The sequence below is a fragment of the Nocardioides sp. Z38_18 genome, from assembly GCF_058215695.1.
This window is the reverse complement of the sequence record NZ_JBZAJE010000001.1, coordinates 996,590-1,011,655: the sequence shown is the minus strand read 5'-3', so window position 1 is coordinate 1,011,655 and position 15,066 is coordinate 996,590. Positions and strand designations below refer to the sequence as shown.

The 15,066-nt window shown below is 72.3% G+C and carries 14 protein-coding genes; all 14 read right to left on the bottom strand.

Annotation, left to right across the window (positions count from 1 at the left end):
* Positions 1-80 precede the first annotated feature (80 nt).
* A complete protein-coding gene (locus tag AC4BGC_RS04765) occupies positions 81-881 on the bottom strand; it encodes a DivIVA domain-containing protein (protein ID WP_490554595.1) in 801 nt (266 codons plus the stop codon).
* A 169-nt stretch (positions 882-1,050) separates the two neighbouring features.
* Positions 1,051-1,344 (bottom strand): YggT family protein, encoded by a 294-nt coding sequence (locus AC4BGC_RS04760; protein WP_490545675.1) that lies wholly within the window; start codon positions 1,342-1,344, stop codon positions 1,051-1,053.
* 14 nt (positions 1,345-1,358) lie between these two features.
* Entirely contained in the window at positions 1,359-1,853 is a 495-nt protein-coding gene (locus tag AC4BGC_RS04755; protein WP_490546791.1) for a cell division protein SepF, read from the bottom strand.
* 77 nt (positions 1,854-1,930) lie between these two features.
* Positions 1,931-2,656, bottom strand: a complete 726-nt coding sequence (locus AC4BGC_RS04750) for a YggS family pyridoxal phosphate-dependent enzyme (RefSeq protein WP_490554591.1) — start codon at positions 2,654-2,656, stop codon at positions 1,931-1,933.
* Entirely contained in the window at positions 2,653-3,402 is a 750-nt protein-coding gene (locus tag AC4BGC_RS04745; protein WP_490554590.1) for a purine nucleoside phosphorylase YfiH/LACC1 family protein, read from the bottom strand. The genes AC4BGC_RS04750 and AC4BGC_RS04745 overlap by 4 nt, the downstream gene beginning before the upstream one ends.
* Positions 3,403-3,418: 16 nt before the next feature.
* The gene (ftsZ, locus tag AC4BGC_RS04740; protein WP_490554589.1) at positions 3,419-4,714 is read right to left on the bottom strand and encodes a cell division protein FtsZ; all 1,296 of its coding nucleotides are present in this window, start codon (positions 4,712-4,714) and stop codon (positions 3,419-3,421) included.
* Between the two features lie 199 nt (positions 4,715-4,913).
* The gene (locus AC4BGC_RS04735) at positions 4,914-5,702 is read right to left on the bottom strand and encodes a cell division protein FtsQ/DivIB (RefSeq protein ID WP_490554588.1); all 789 of its coding nucleotides are present in this window, start codon (positions 5,700-5,702) and stop codon (positions 4,914-4,916) included.
* Positions 5,695-7,128 (bottom strand): UDP-N-acetylmuramate--L-alanine ligase, encoded by a 1,434-nt coding sequence (gene murC / locus AC4BGC_RS04730; RefSeq protein ID WP_490554587.1) that lies wholly within the window; start codon positions 7,126-7,128, stop codon positions 5,695-5,697. Before murC ends, AC4BGC_RS04735 begins: the two co-directional genes overlap by 8 nt.
* On the bottom strand, positions 7,125-8,240 hold the full coding sequence (murG, locus tag AC4BGC_RS04725) for an undecaprenyldiphospho-muramoylpentapeptide beta-N-acetylglucosaminyltransferase (RefSeq protein ID WP_490554586.1): 1,116 nt from the start codon (positions 8,238-8,240) through the stop codon (positions 7,125-7,127). Before murG ends, murC begins: the two co-directional genes overlap by 4 nt.
* The gene (gene ftsW, locus AC4BGC_RS04720; protein ID WP_490545688.1) at positions 8,240-9,520 is read right to left on the bottom strand and encodes a putative lipid II flippase FtsW; all 1,281 of its coding nucleotides are present in this window, start codon (positions 9,518-9,520) and stop codon (positions 8,240-8,242) included. The genes murG and ftsW overlap by 1 nt, the downstream gene beginning before the upstream one ends.
* An 18-nt stretch (positions 9,521-9,538) precedes the next feature.
* Positions 9,539-11,014 (bottom strand): UDP-N-acetylmuramoyl-L-alanine--D-glutamate ligase, encoded by a 1,476-nt coding sequence (gene murD, locus AC4BGC_RS04715; RefSeq protein ID WP_490554584.1) that lies wholly within the window; start codon positions 11,012-11,014, stop codon positions 9,539-9,541.
* The gene (gene mraY, locus AC4BGC_RS04710; RefSeq protein WP_490554583.1) at positions 10,996-12,066 is read right to left on the bottom strand and encodes a phospho-N-acetylmuramoyl-pentapeptide-transferase; all 1,071 of its coding nucleotides are present in this window, start codon (positions 12,064-12,066) and stop codon (positions 10,996-10,998) included. The genes murD and mraY overlap by 19 nt, the downstream gene beginning before the upstream one ends.
* Complete coding sequence (locus tag AC4BGC_RS04705; RefSeq protein ID WP_490554581.1) at positions 12,063-13,475, bottom strand: UDP-N-acetylmuramoyl-tripeptide--D-alanyl-D-alanine ligase; 1,413 nt, start codon at positions 13,473-13,475, stop codon at positions 12,063-12,065. Before AC4BGC_RS04705 ends, mraY begins: the two co-directional genes overlap by 4 nt.
* Positions 13,472-15,061 carry a UDP-N-acetylmuramoyl-L-alanyl-D-glutamate--2,6-diaminopimelate ligase gene (locus tag AC4BGC_RS04700; RefSeq protein WP_490554580.1) on the bottom strand — a complete coding sequence of 530 codons (1,590 nt, stop codon included), beginning with the start codon at positions 15,059-15,061 and terminating at the stop codon, positions 13,472-13,474. Before AC4BGC_RS04700 ends, AC4BGC_RS04705 begins: the two co-directional genes overlap by 4 nt.
* Positions 15,062-15,066: the final 5 nt, after the last annotated feature.

Genomic DNA, 15,066 nt, shown 5'->3' with positions numbered 1-15,066 from the left:
ACGAGGGGCGTCGCAGGCGCGACGCCCCTCGTACGGACTTGCTCGGCTGCAGCTGCGGCCGTGGTGCAGGTGGGGCCGATTCAGCCCTGGTCGCCCTTGGGCCCCGGGCCGCCCGCGACGGGGTCTCCGTCGAGGTCGGCGTCGACCTTCGTCGTGGACCCGTCCTTGTCCTTGTCCAGCAGCGAGCTCAGCCGGCGCGGCGGGGCCGCGCCACCACCGAGGTCGTCGCTGCCACTCGCGTCGAGGGCCTGGAGCTGCTCGGTGAAGTAGCTCTTCAGCCGGCTGCGGTACTCGCGCTCGAAGGCGCGCAGGGTGTCGACCTCCTCGTCGAGGTGCACCTTCTCCTGCTCGAGCTCCCCGAGCAGGGTCACCCGGCGGGTCTCGGTCTCGGAGTCGAGGTTCTGGGCCCGGGCACGGGCCTCCTGCTCGAGCTGGTCGGCCTGGCCCCGGGCGGCGACCAGGATCTGGGAGGCCTCCTCCTTGGCCTCGGCCACCACCTCGTCGGCGTTGCGGGTGGCGAGCTCGAGGAGGCGCAGCGCGGCCGAGGACGCCTCGGCGGCGGTGACGACCTTGATCGTCTCGGCGGGGGGCTCCTCCGCGGCCGCGACGGCGGGCTCGGGGGTCTCGGGGGTCTCGGGCACCACGGCGATCGCCGGCTTCTCGGCCGCTGCGTCGTCGGCCGGGGCGGCCTCGACCGGGTCCGTGACCTCGACTCCTGCGGCGACGAGCTGGGACCGGAGGTCGGCGCTCTCCTTGAGCAGACGCTCCAGCTCGGCCTCGACCTCGTCGAGGAACTGGTCGACCTCGCTCATGTCGTAACCCTCGCGGAGCCGCACGGGGGTAAAACGCTTGTTGCTCACGTCCTCGGGCGTCAACGGCATGAACTCACCTGATCCTCGTTCGTCGGGCCATCGGTTTGTTGCGCCTGAACCATAACTTGTCCGGCACCGATCCGAGTCCGAGCACCTGTTCCGGTGGTCACCGCCGAGGCAGCCGGGGACCGGGTGCGACCCCGCTGGGCCCACTTTCCGGTGCCCTTGCAGTGCCTGCTCAGCTCAGCAGGATGGCGCTGTTGAGGGCCTTGAGGATGTAGCAGATCAGCAGCACGGCGAGGAAGCTCAGGTCGATCGCCACGCCGCCGAGGCGCAGCGGCGGGAGCACCTTGCGCAGTGCCTTCACGGGTGGGTCCGTGACCGAGTAGACGCCCTCGAGCGCCACCAGGACCGGGCCGTGCGGAGTCCATGAGCGCGCGAACATCTGGATCCAGTCCACGATGAGACGCACGAAGAGCAGAGCGATGAACACGAACAGGATCGTGTCGATGACCGTGCCGATGATGACCACGTGAGGAGCCTAGGTCAGCTCTGGTTGAAGAATCCGCCTTCGGCGATGCGCTGCTTGTCCTCCGCCGTCACCGAGACGTTGGGCGGGGAGAGCAGGAACACCTTGTTGGTGACGCGCTCGATCGTGCCGCGGACCGAGAAGACCAGGCCGGCGGCGAAGTCCACGAGCCGCTTGGCGTCGGTGTCGTCCATCTCGGAGAGGTTCATGATCACCGGGACACCGTCGCGGAAGTTCTCGCCGATCACGCGCGCCTCGTTGTAGGTGCGCGGGTGCAGCGTGGTGATCCGGGACAGCGGCGAGACCGTGCTCGTCGGCTGCGCGACCTCGGCCTCGCGCACCGGGCGGCGACGCTCGGAGAGGTTGGCGACCGGACGCGCCGGCTCACGCTCGGGGCGGGACTCGGCACGGGGCTCGGTGCGACGCGCGGGCTCGTCGTACTCGCTGTCGGCGTCGGCGTAGGTACCGTCCGCGTCCTCGAGGAGTCCGAGGTAGACGCCCATCTTCCGCATCGCGCTCATTCGTTTGGTTTCCTCTGCTTCTCGTGGAGCTGTGTGCCGTCGTCACTGTTCTGACGGCACTTCGGACACTACTTGACCGTGGGGCGCGGACCGAGCACCGCAGAGCCGATCCGCAGGTGTGTCGCACCCTCCGCGATCGCCTGCTCGAAGTCGCCGCTCATCCCCGCGGAGATCCACGTCGCCTCCGGCGCTTCCCGGCGTACGACGTCGGCGGTCTCGCGCAGCCTGGCGAACGCCTCGCGGGGGTCGCCGTCCAGCGGTGCGACCCCCATCACACCGCGCAGCCGGAGGCCCTCGGTGCCCAGGATCCGCTCCACCAGCGCGGGAACCTCGGCGACCGGCGCGCCGGCACGCCCCTGCGCCTCGGGCGGGTCCAGGCTGACCTGGACCAGGCAGTCGAGGTCGGAGCCGCGTTCGCGGGCACCCCGGCCGAGGCCGCTGATGAGCTTGGCGCGGTCCACCGACTCGACGACGTCGGCGTAGCCGGCCACCGCGGCCGCCTTGTTGCTCTGCAGCCCGCCGATGAAGTGCCAGCGCACGTCGACCCCGGCACACTGAGCCGCCTTCTCGACGGCCTCCTGGTGACGATTCTCACCGACGTGCCGCACCCCGAGATCGGCCAGCAGGGCGACGTCGGAGGCGGGGAAGAACTTGGTCACCACCACCAGGGTGGTCTCCGCAGGCCTGCGCCCGGCGTCGGCGCACGCCTGCTCGATCCGCTCCCGGACCACGCCCAGACGTTGCGCGAGCTCCTCGCGGCGCTGCACGTTGCCTTCGTTGCCTTCGTTGCTCATGCTCTCCTCCGGATCAGGCCGGCCATCCGGCCCGAGCTCCTGCCGTCGCGACGGTAGGAGTAGAGGTCCGGTGACTCCAGGGTGCACCGGGAGAGGTCACGGACCGTCACCTCGAGCCGTTCCAGCTGGGCCCGCACCCCCGCACCGAGGTCGAGCGCGGGCGTGCCCCACGACGTCGTGGAGGCGGTGGCCGGCTCGATGGCGGCGACCTCGGCCTGCAGGTCGGCCGGCACCTCGTAGCAGCGGCCGCAGATGTGCGGCCCCACCCACGCCTGCACCTCGCGGGCGCCGAGCACCCACATCTGCTCCACGCAGGCGGCCACCACGCCCGCCGCCACGCCCTGGCGACCGGCGTGCGCGGCCCCGATCACGCCCGCTTCCGGATCGGCGAGCAGCACCGGCACGCAGTCGGCGACGCGCACCATCAGGACGGTGTCGGCCCGGCCGGTGACCAGGGCGTCGCACTGGGGCCGTGACTGGGGCTGCGACTGGGGTTGCGACTGGGCTTGCGACTGGGGACCGGCGGCCTCCACCACGGTGTTGCCGTGCACCTGGTCCATGTCGGCGAGCTCGGCCCCGGGGGCGAAGTCGCCGACGAGCAGGTCGGTGTTGCGCTGCCTGGCCTGCGGGTCGTCGTCGCCGGTGATGGCGAGGTTCAGGCTGTCGAAGGGCACAGCACTGACCCCGTCGTACCTGTCGGTGAACGCCAGGTCGACGGGGCCGGTGCTGCTGCGGTGGGAGTACATCCGAGCGGGCTGTTCCCTACTTCAAGAAGTCGGGGACGTCGAGCTCGTCGTCGTCGAAGGTGGGACGCGACGACTGTGCGGGCCGCTGCGGCGCGGACCCGGCAGCCGACTCGGGGGCACGCTGGCCGCCGAACTGGCTTCCCTGCTGGCTCCCGCTCCCCGACGGGCTCGCCGACTGGCCGGAGGGCGCCCCCACCGTGACCGGCTCCCGGCGGGGGGCCGCCGGCTCGCTGGTCCGGCGCTGCTCGGCGATGGCCCGGGCGGCTGCCCGGGTCTCCTCCTGGCTCTGCGGCTTCGGGGTCTGGGCCGGACGCGGCCGCAGGGACTGCCCCTCGTCGCGGCGCTTGGGCCGGCCACCCTCGAACCCGGCAGCGATCACGGTCACCCGCACCTCGTCACCGAGCGCGTCGTCGATCGTCGCGCCGAAGATGATGTTGGCGTCGACGTGCACCGCGTCGGCGACCATGGCGGCCGCCTCGTTGATCTCGAACAGGCCGAGGTCGGAGCCACCGGCGATCGAGAGCAGGACACCCTGGGCGCCGTCGATCGACTCCTCGAGCAGCGGGCTGGACACGGCCAGCTCCGCGGCCTCCACCGCGCGGTTCTCACCACGCGCGGAGCCGATGCCCATCAGCGCCGAGCCGGCGTTGGACATCACCGACTTGACGTCGGCGAAGTCGAGGTTGATCAGGCCGGGGGTGGTGATCAGGTCGGTGATGCCGGAGACACCCTGCAGCAGGACCTGGTCGGCCTGCTTGAAGGCGTCCAGCATGCTCACGTTGCGGTCCGAGATCATCAACAGCTTGTCGTTGGGGATCACGATCAGGGTGTCGACCTCCTCGCGGAGCGAGGCGATCCCCTCCTCCGCGGAGGTGGCGCGACGGCGGCCCTCGAAGGCGAACGGCCGGGTCACGACACCGATCGTCAGCGCTCCCAGCGACCGGGCGATCTTGGCCACGACCGGGGCGCCACCGGTGCCCGTGCCGCCGCCCTCGCCCGCGGTCACGAAGACCATGTCGGCGCCCTTGAGCACCTCTTCGATCTCCTCACCGTGGTCCTCGGCGGCCTGCGCACCCACGTCGGGGTTCGCGCCGGCACCGAGCCCACGGGTCAGCTCTCGACCGATGTCGAGCTTGACATCGGCGTCGCTCATCAACAGGGCCTGTGCATCTGTGTTGATGGCGATGAACTCGACGCCCTTCAGCCCGACCTCGATCATCCGGTTGACGGCGTTGACTCCACCTCCACCAATACCCACGACCTTGATGACGGCCAGGTAGTTCTGGGGTGCTGCCACGGCGTTGCCTCTCATGTGCTTGCCACCCTGCCCGACTGCAGAGCGGCGACGGATGTATCTGGGGAAGTGCTCTGGCCTGAAAAACCCTAACCCTGAAGTAGAGGGTTAATGTTATGTCAACCTGAGGTAGTTAGAACAAGGTAGGTGGACGGGTCCCGCGGACCCGCGCAACACGCGGACGCGCCACCAGAAAAAAGAATTCCGGTGGCGTCGGTCAGCGGGTGGTGGGCCGCCCGGGGACCGAGACGTCGATCTGCCGACTGGGTCGCTCCAGGAGCACGGCGAGCACCTCGGCCTTCTGCTCCGACTGCTCGGCACTCCCCCACACCACGCGGCGACCGTTGCCCAGCACCAGCCCGATCTCGTCCACCGAGGACACCTCGACGACGTCGACGCGCTGGGCGACCGAGGCCGGCAGCGCCTCGATCACCAGGCCCGCCTCGGCGAGGGCCTCGCCCTCGGTGTCCGGCTCGGTACGGACCAGCGGCAGGTCGGCCGGGCGCCGGGTGTGCGCGCCGAAGACCACGCCCTCGGCGTCCATGGACCTCAGCCCGCTGCCGCGGTCGATCACCGCGACCGGGGTCCGCTCGGTGACCTCGATGTGCACGGCGTCGGGCCAGCTGCGGGACACCTCGGCGCGGCGTACGGCGGCCAGCGACTCCACCCGGGCGCGGACCGCGTCGAGGTCCACGCGCGCGAGCGGCGTCCCGATCGGCACCTCGGCGCTGCGCTCGATCCGGGCGTCGCCCAGGGTCCTGGTGCCGCTGACCTCCACGGTGCGAGCGGTGAGGTGGCTGGAGAAGAACACCACCCAGACGGCTCCCGAGACGAGACCGACCACGACCAGCGCGATCAGGACCATCCGCACCCGGCGCCACAGGCCGGCACGCCGGCGCCTGCGGAAGTCCTTGCTGGCGATCCGCACCGTCTCCTCGTCGGGACCCGCCGACGGCGGGGGTGCGGTGCGACCGCGGCGCTTGAGCCGGCTGGACCGGTCAGACATCGTCGTCCTGTGCGCCCCGCTCCGTGAGGAGCCCCAGCACCTCGGGACCGAGCAGGGTGACGTCGCCGGCACCGAGGGTGAGCACCACGTCGCCCGGGCGGGAGCGGGCGACCAGGTGGCCGGCCGTGGCCGACCAGGAGGGCTCGAAGACAACGTGCTCCGGCGCGAGGGGTACGGCGGCCGCCACCAGGGCGCCGCTCACCCCCGGCTCGGGCTCCTCTCGCGCGACGTAGACGTCCATCACCACGACCTCGTCCGCGGCCCCGAGCGCCACCCCCATGTCGTGGCCGAAGATGCGGGTCCGCGAGACCATGTGCGGCTGGAAGGCCACCACCACGCGGCCCTCCCCCGCCAGCGAGCGAGCCGCCTGGAGGTCCCCGCGGATCTCGTTGGGGTGGTGGGCATAGCTGTCGTAGACGCGTACGCCGCCGGCCTCGCCCTTGAGCTCCATCCGCCGCCGGGTGCCGCTGAACGCGGCCAGTCCGCGGGCCAGGTCGGCGAAGTCGAAACCGAGGCGCAGGCCGCAGGCCAGGGCGGCGAGTGCGTCCAGCACGTAGTGGCGACCGGGGATCTGCAGGGTGATGTCGCCAAGGCGTACGCCGCGGTCCACCACGGTGAACGTCGACGTGGCGCCCTCGAAGCGCACGCCCTCGGCGCGGACCTCGGCGTCGGCGCTCTCGCCCACGCGGACGACCGTGCGCCCACGGGCCACCGCGGTGCGGCCCAGCGCGTCGGCGCCGGGGTCGTCGGCGCACACGACCATGAACCCCTCGGGCGAGACCCGGTCGACGAAGGTGTCGAACGCGGCCCGGTAGTTCTCCTCGGTGCCGTAGTTGTCGAGGTGGTCGGCCTCGACGTTGGTGACCAGGGCCGCGTACGGCGAGTAGACGAGGAAGGCGCCGTCGCTCTCGTCGGCCTCGGCGACGAACAGGTCACCGCTGCCGTCGTGGGCGTTGGAGCCGGTCTCGTTCAGGTCCCCGCCGATCGCGAACGAGGGGTCCGCGCCGCAGTGCTGCAGCGCCACGGTGAGCAGCGAGGTGGTCGTGGTCTTGCCGTGGGTGCCCGCGACCGCCACCACCGTGCGTCCCTGCATCACCGACTCCAGGGCGGCCGAGCGCGGCAGCAGCCGGAGCCCGCGGCGGGTGGCCTCGACCACCTCCGGGTTCGTCTCCCGCACCGCGGTGGAGACCACGACGGTCTCGGCGGAGCCGAGGTTGGCCGCGTCGTGGCCCACGTGACAGGTGGCCCCGAGCGCGCGCAGGGCCTCCAGCGTGCGGGACTCCTTGGCGTCGCTGCCCGAGACCTCGATGCCCCGGGCGAGCATGATCCGGGCGATGCCGGAGAGCCCGGCGCCGCCGATGCCGACGAAGTGGACCCTGCCGAGCTGGTCGGCGGGCAGCAGGACGTCGGGGACGGGGACCCTCATCTGTTCGGCCCCCGCTCGGCGGCGGCCTGCAGGATCATCTCGGCCAGCTTGTCGTCGGCGTCGAGCGGGATCACGTCGCGGGCGGCGGCCGACATCGCTGCCAGCCGGGCGGGGTCGGTGAGCAGGCCGGGGACCTCGCTGCGGACCCACTCGGGCGTCAGGGCGGCGTCGGAGACCAGCAGCCCGCCGCCGGCGTCGACCACCGGGCGGGCGTTGAGCGCCTGCTCGCCGTTGCCGATCGGCAGCGGGACGTAGATCGCGGGCAGGCCCACCCCGGAGACCTCGGTCACGGTGTTGCTCCCCGAGCGGCACAGCACCGCGTCGGCAGCGGCGTAGGCCAGGTCCATCCGGCTCACGAACGCCTCGATGACGTACGCCGGGCCGCCGGCCGTGACCTCGGGGGACGCCTCGCCCTTCGGCCCCACGATGTGCAGCACCTGCACCCCGGCGGCGGCGAACGCGGGCGCGGCCGCGGCCACCGACTGGTTCAGCCGGCGGGCCCCCTGGGAGCCGCCGGTGACCAGCAGCGTCGGCCGGTCGGGGTCGAGGCCGAAGAACTCACGGGCCTGGTCGCGCAGGGCAGCCCGGTCCAGGGTGCTGATCATCCGGCGTACGGGCAGCCCGAGGTAGCGGGCGTGCGGGAGGTCGGTGCCGGGGAAGCTGGTCGCGACGTGCTCGGTGAACCGGGCCCCGAGCTTGTTGGCGATCCCGGGGAGCGCGTTGCCCTCGTGGACCACGAGCGGGAGCCTGCGCTTGCGGGCGGCGAGGTAGGCCGGCACCGAGACGTAGCCGCCGAACCCGACCACCACGTCGGGACGGAGCCGGTCGACGACCTCCAGCGCCGCCAGCCGCGCTGCGCGCAGCCGGTTCGGGGTCGAGAGCAGGTCGCGGTTGAGCCGCCGGGGCAGCGGCACCGGGGGGATCAGCTCGAGGGCGTAGCCCGCCTCGGGGACCACGCGGGTCTCGAGCCCTCGGGCGGTGCCGAGGGCGGTGATCTCGATGTCGGGGTGGATCCGGCGCAGGGCGTCGGCGGTGGCGAGCAGCGGCGAGGTGTGGCCGGCACTGCCGCCGCCGGCCAGCAGGACCCGCGGCGGAGACTGGTGGGGAACCATCAAGGACGCCTCGAGCGGGCGCTGCCCGCAGAGGTCGCACCCGGGAACGTGCCGCCGGGGCGGCCCTTGCCCCTGCGGGCCCCGTGCCGGGCCTGGAGAGCGGCGGCCGCCTCCGGCTCCGCACGCGCGAACCCGACGAGCAGGCCGAGCGCCACCAGCGAGGGCACCAGCGCGGAGCCGCCGTAGGAGACGAGCGGGAGCGGAATGCCGATCACGGGGAGCAACGTGAGCACCATGCCGACGTTGATGAGCATCTGGGACATCAGCCAGATGGTGACACCCGCGGTGAAGTAGCGGACGAAGGGGTCCTCGGTGTTGATCGCCAGCCGGATCGCGGCGTACGCGATCGCCCCGAACAGGACCAGCACCAGCAGGGTGCCGACCAGCCCGAGCTCCTCGCCCAGCACCGCGAAGATGAAGTCGGTGTGCGCCTCGGGGAGGCTGCCCCACTTCTGCTGGCTGGCGGAGAGGCCCTTGCCGAAGATGCCGCCGCTGGCCATCCCGAGCAGGCCGTGCCCGGCCTGCCAGCCCGAGCCCTGGAAGTCCTTGAACGGATCGATGAAGCTCAGCAGCCGCTCGCGCCGCTCGGGGTTGGAGGCCGCGAGGTAGAACGCGACCACCCCCACCAGCGAGAGCGCGATGCCGAACAGCCGGGCAGGGAGGCCGACCACCCACAGCAGCCCGAGCAGCAGCGCGAACAGCACCAGCGCCGTGCCGAGGTCGCGCTGCACGACCACGAGCAGCGAGATCATCGCGACGACGGGCGCCACCGGGAGCAGCGCGTGCACCGGCTTGGCGAGCAGCCGCTCCTTCTTGGCGTAGACGTCGGCCGACCACAAGATGATGGAGAGCTTGGCGACCTCGGAGGGCTGGATCGTCAACGGGCCGAGCGCGAGCCAGTTGCGGTTGCCGTTGACCTCGAAGCCGAGGCTGGTCTGGGTCAGCGCGAGCAGCACCACCGCCAGCAGCACCGAGGGCCAGGCCAGCAGGCGCAGCAACCGGCGGTTCATCCGGCTGGCGACCCAGGCCGCGGGCAGGCCGATCATCACCCAGGTCAGCTGCTTGAGGAAGATGTGGTAGCTGCTGTCGTGGACCCGGTAGGAGTAGACACTGGAGGAGCTGAGCACCATCATCAGCCCGATCGCGAGCAGCATCGTGGCGCCGCCGAGCAGCAGGTAGTACGACGTCAGCGGCCGTTCCATGTTGGCGCGCAGCGCAGCGACCTTCTGGCCGATCCACCCGGTCCCGGAGGTGTTCCGCGTCTGACTCGTGACGCTCACAGTTCCTCCTCCTCGCCGTCAGTCCTGCCTGCGTTGCACCGCCGCCACGAAGGCATCACCGCGGGCGCCGTAATTGGCGAACATGTCCATGGAGGCGCATCCCGGTGCCAGCAGCACCGTGTCTCCGGGACGAGCCAGGCTCGCCGCCCCGGCGACGACGCGGTCCATGGGTTCTCCGTGTTCAGTCTCGCCGTCGGTCACTTCGATCACGGGCACATCGGGCGCGTGTCGCGAAAGCGCCGCCCGGATCACACCGGCGTCGCGACCGAGCAGCACCACTCCGCGCAGCCGGTCGCGGACGCGGACGACCAGGTCGTCGAAGCTCGCTCCCTTGGCCAGTCCCCCCGCGATCCAGACCACGTGCTCGTAGGCCTGGAGCGAGGCCAGGGCCGCGTGCGGGTTGGTGGCCTTGGAGTCGTCGACCCAGGTGACCTCGTCGAGCACGGCCACCTCGGCGATGCGGTGGCCGTCGGGGCGGAACTCCCGCAGCGCGCGGCGCACGGCGGCGGCGGAGACCCCGTGGGAGCGGGCGAGCGCGGCGGCTGCCAGCGCGTTGGCCACGTAGTGGGGGGCGTTGCTGGCGAGGTCCGCGAGCGTGGCGAGCTCGGCCGCGGAGTTCTCGCGGTCCTCCACGAACGCGCGGTCCGCGAGCACGTCGTCGACCAGGCCCACCATCCCGACCGTGGGGGTGCCCAGGGTGAACCCGATCGCCCGGGCCCCCTCGGTCACGTCCGCGTCCCGGACCAGCTGCTCGGTGACCGGGTCGGCGACGTTGTAGACGCAGGCGCGCTCGACGCCTTCGTAGATCCGGCCCTTGTCGGCGGCGTACGCCGTCATGCCGTCCTCGCCGGGGTACCAGTCGAGGTGGTCCTCCGCGACGTTGAGCACGGCGGCGGACTGCGCCTTCATCGAGGAGGTGTAGTGCAGCTGGAAGCTGGAGAGCTCCACGGCGAGGACGTCGTAGGGCTCCGGGTCCATCACGGCCTCCACGATCGGCAGGCCGACGTTGCCGCACGCCACGGTGCGCAGGCCGTCCGCGCGCAGCATCGCCTCGAGCATCTGCACGGTCGTGGTCTTGCCGTTGGTGCCGGTCACGGCCAGCCACGGCGCCGGACGGGCCGGGTCGCGCAGCCGCCAGGCCAGCTCGACCTCGCCCCAGACCGGGATCTCGCGCTCCCGCGCCTGCGCGAGCAGCGGGGCCGAGGGTGACCAGCCGGGTGAGGTGACCACCAGGTCCACCTCGTCGGGCAGGGTCGCAGTCGACCCGGGTCCCAGCAGCACGGTGGCTCCCAGGCTGTTGAGCAGGTCGGCGCGCTCGCGCCGGTCCCCTGCCTCGGACTCGTCGAGCGCGGTCACCTGGGCACCCAGGAAGGTCAGGTTGTCCGCGGCGGCGTACCCGGAGACCCCGAAGCCGGCCACCACGACCCGGACGCCGCTCCAGTCGCTGGTGCGGCCCAGGGAGTCGATCACCGTGGTCATACCCCGGCGACCCACTCCCCGTAGAAGACCCCGAGCCCGGCGGCGACGAAGATGCCGGCAATCAGCCAGAACCGGATCACCACGGTGATCTCCTCCCACCCGAGCATCTCGAAGTGGTGGTGCAGTGGTGCCATCCGGAACAGCCGTTTGCCCTTGGTGGCCTTGAAGTAGCCCACCTGGAGGATCACCGAGAGCGTCTGGATCACGAACAGCCCGCCGAGCAGGACCAGGAGGAGCTCGGTGCGGGTGAGCACGGCGAAGCCCGCGAGCGCCCCGCCCAGGGCGAGCGAGCCGGTGTCGCCCATGAAGATCTTGGCCGGGGACGCGTTCCACCACAGGAAGCCGAAACACGCCCCGGTGATGGCCGCCGCGACCACGGCGAGGTCGAGCGGGTCGCGCACGTCGTAGCACTTGGGCCCGGCGTCGCGCCCGCACCACTGGTTGTTCTGCCAGATGTTGACGATCGTGTAGGCCCCGAAGGTCATCACCGACGCCCCGGCGGCCAGCCCGTCGAGCCCGTCGGTGAGGTTCACCGCGTTGCTGGCACCGGCGATCATCACCCAGATGAACAGCACCAGCACGACCGAGGGCAGGACCAGGTCACGCGGCTCCCGGATGAACGAGATCGCGTGCCCGGCGGGCGTCCGGAACCGGTCGTCCTCGAGCCAGGGTGAGATCGCGAGGGCGCCGAAGACCAGGGCCACGAACGTCTGTCCGATGAACTTGGCCCGGCTGCGCAGGCCGAGGCTGCGCTGCCGCGAGATCTTGATGTAGTCGTCGAGGAAGCCGACCGTGCCCAGCCCCACGAACAGGAAGAGCAGCAGCAGCGCCGAGGCGCTGGGCCTGTTCCCGGTGACGAAGGTCGCGATGAAGTAGCTGGCCACCGAGGCGAGGATGATCACCAGCCCGCCCGTGGTGGGCGTGCCGCGCTTGGTGTGGTGCGTGGTCGGACCGTCGTCGCGGATCAGCTGGCCGTAGCCCCGCTCGGAGAGGACCCGGATGGCGTACCTGGTCCCGATCAGGGTGAGCACCAGGGACAGGCCGCCGGCCAGCAGGATCGCTCTCAACTCACCGACCCCCCTTCCGCCTCGATGAGCATGTCCGCGACCCGTTCCAGCCGCTCGCCCCGCGACGCCTTCACGAGGACGACGTCGGGACCCGCCACATTCTCGCGCAGCCACTCCGCGGCCTGTGCCGTGGTCTCCACCTGGCGCGTCGCCTCCCCCTCGCCACGGGCCTCGACGAGCGCTTCGTGGATGCCTCCGGCGCCGGCTCCGACCACGACGACGACGTCGATGCCGAGCCTGTCGGCGAGCAGGCCGACCTGCCGGTGCTCCTCCTCGGCGTCGCCGCCGAGCTCGCGCATCTCCCCCAGCACCGCGACCGTGCGGCGCCCGGCCCCGCGGCCCATCCGGGCCAGGGTCTCCAGCGCGGCACGCATCGAGTCGGGGTTGGCGTTGTAGGCGTCGTTGAGCACGGCCAGGCCGTCGGCCCGCTCGTGCAGCTCCATCCGCCACCTCGAGAGCCGCTCGACGGCGCGCAGGGTGGTCGCCACCTCCGCGAGCGTGAGACCGGCCGCGAGCGCAGCGGCAGCCGCTGCGGCCGCGTTCATCGCCTGGTGCTCGCCGAGCAGGCGCAGCGAGACGTGCTCGGAGTCTCCTGCATGGACCAGGTCGAAGGACGCCCGGCCCAGGTCGTCGACCTCGACGCCGGCGAGCCTGACGTCGGCCCCCTCGGAGCGCCCGAAGGTCCACACCGTGGCCCGGGTGCGCGAGGTCATCGCGGACACGAACGGGTCGTCGAGGTTGAGCACCGCTGCCCCGGTGGGCGGCAGCGCCTCCACCACCTCGCCCTTGGCCAGGGCGATCCGCTCCTGGGAGCCGAACTCGCCGATGTGGGCCTTGCCAACGTTGAGCACCATCGAGATGTCGGGTGGGGCGATCGAGCACAGCTCGGCGAGGTGGCCCACTCCGCGCGCGCCCATCTCGAGGACGAGGAAGCGGGTGTGCTCGTCGGCGCGGAGCACGGTCAGCGGGAGGCCCAGCTCGTTGTTGAACGAGCCCGTGGTGGCCACCGTGGCACCGGCGGCCGCGAGCACCCGGGCCAGCATGTCCTTGACGGTCGTCTTGCCCTGGGATCCGGTGAGCGCGATCACCAACAGCTGCGGACCGGCCCGGCGCAGCCGCACCAGCACCTCCCGGGCCAGCGCCTGGAGCGCGTGCTGCGCGTCGGTGACGAGCACCGTCGGCACGCCGGTCGCCCCGGTGCCGAGCACGGCCGCGGCACCGCCCTGGACGGCGCCGGGCGCGTAGTCGTGGCCGTCCACGTGCTCGCCGGCGAAGGCGACGAACAGGCCGCCGGGCTCGGGGGTCCGGCTGTCCAGGAAGGCGGGGCCGGTGACCTCGAGGTCCTCGGGACCGTCGACGACCTCGCCGCCGACGATCCGGGCGATCTCCCCCAGGGTGAGCCGGATCATCGCTCTCCCCCGGCGTGCGCGAGGGCCTGCAGCTCGGAGAGCAGCTCGGCACGGTCGTCGAAGGGGTGCACCACGCCGTCGATCTCCTGCCCGGTCTCGTGCCCCTTGCCCGCGATCACGACGGTGTCGCCCGCGGAGGCCATCGAGACGGCCTGCCGGATCGCCGTACGACGGTCGCCGATCTCGAGGATCTCGGCGGTGGTGCTGTCGCGGTCGACACCGGCGAGCACGGCGGCCCGGATGGCGGCGGGGTCCTCGCTGCGGGGGTTGTCGTCGGTGACGACGAGCACGTCGGCCAACCGGGCACCGATCTCGCCCATCAGGGGGCGCTTGCCCGTGTCCCGGTCGCCCCCGGCGCCGATCACCAGCACCAGCCGGCCTGCGGTCAGCGGCCGCAGCGCGTTCAGCGCGGCCTCCACCGCGTCCGGCTTGTGCGCGTAGTCGACGACCGCGAGGAAGTCCTGGCCCGCGTCGACCGGCTCCAGCCGGCCCGGGACCCCGCCGCTGCGGGCGATCCCGTCCGCGACCAGCCGTGGGTCCAGGCCGGCCTCGCCGGCGAGCGCGATCGCGCACAGCGCGTTGGCCACGTTGAAGTCACCGGGCAACGGCACCGCGGCCTCGACCCGGTCGCCGTCGGGGGTGACCACGGTGAACCGTGAACCCGCCCGGCCGAGCTCGACCTCCTCCGCGCGCCAGTCCGCGGGCGCCCCGGAAGGCGAGAACGTGGCCATCGGCACGGTGGCCTCCTCCAGAAGCCGGCGACCGAAGGCGTCGTCGACGTTGGTCAGCCCGCGACGGGTCCGGGCGGGGGTGAACAGCGAGGCCTTCGCGGCGAAGTACTCCTCGACGTCGGCGTGGAAGTCGAGGTGGTCGCGGCCGAGGTTGAGGAACGCGGAGACGTCGAAGACCACTCCGGCGACCCGGCCCATCACCAGCGCGTGGCTGGAGACCTCCATGGTGCACACGCCGACCCCCTGCTCGACCATCACGGCGAACAGGGCGTGCAGGTCCGGTGCCTCCGGGGTGGTCAGGGCGGTCTTCACGTCGCGGCCACCGATGCGGGTGCCCACGGTGCCGATCACGGCCGCGGGGATCCCGGCGGCGCCCAGCCCGCCCTCGAGGAGCCGGGTGGTGGTGGTCTTGCCCTGGGTGCCCGTGACCGCCAGCATCGTCAGCGACCGGGCCGGGTCGGCGTAGAGGTGGGCCCCCAGCACCCCGAGGACCGAGCGGGGGTCCTCGAGCACCACCAGGGGCACGCCGGCGTCCCCGATGAGCGCGGCGCCCTCGGCGTCGGTGAGCACGGCGACCGCCCCGGCGGCCACCGCGTCCGCGGCGAACCGCGCGCCGTGGGCCCGGCTGCCCGGGAGCGCGGCGTAGAGATCACCGGGCCGGACCCGCTGCGAGCTCAGGCACAGGCCGGTCACCACGGTGTCCGCGCCGGGGTTCGCACTGTCGTCGCCACCGGTGCGGAGCTCGCCGCCGACCCAGTCGCTGACCTGGCGCAACGAGGTCCGCGGAGGACGCGTCGGGCGGGTGAGATCGGTCGGACTCACGACGTGGTGTCGCGCGTCATGGGGTTCTGCCACCACTC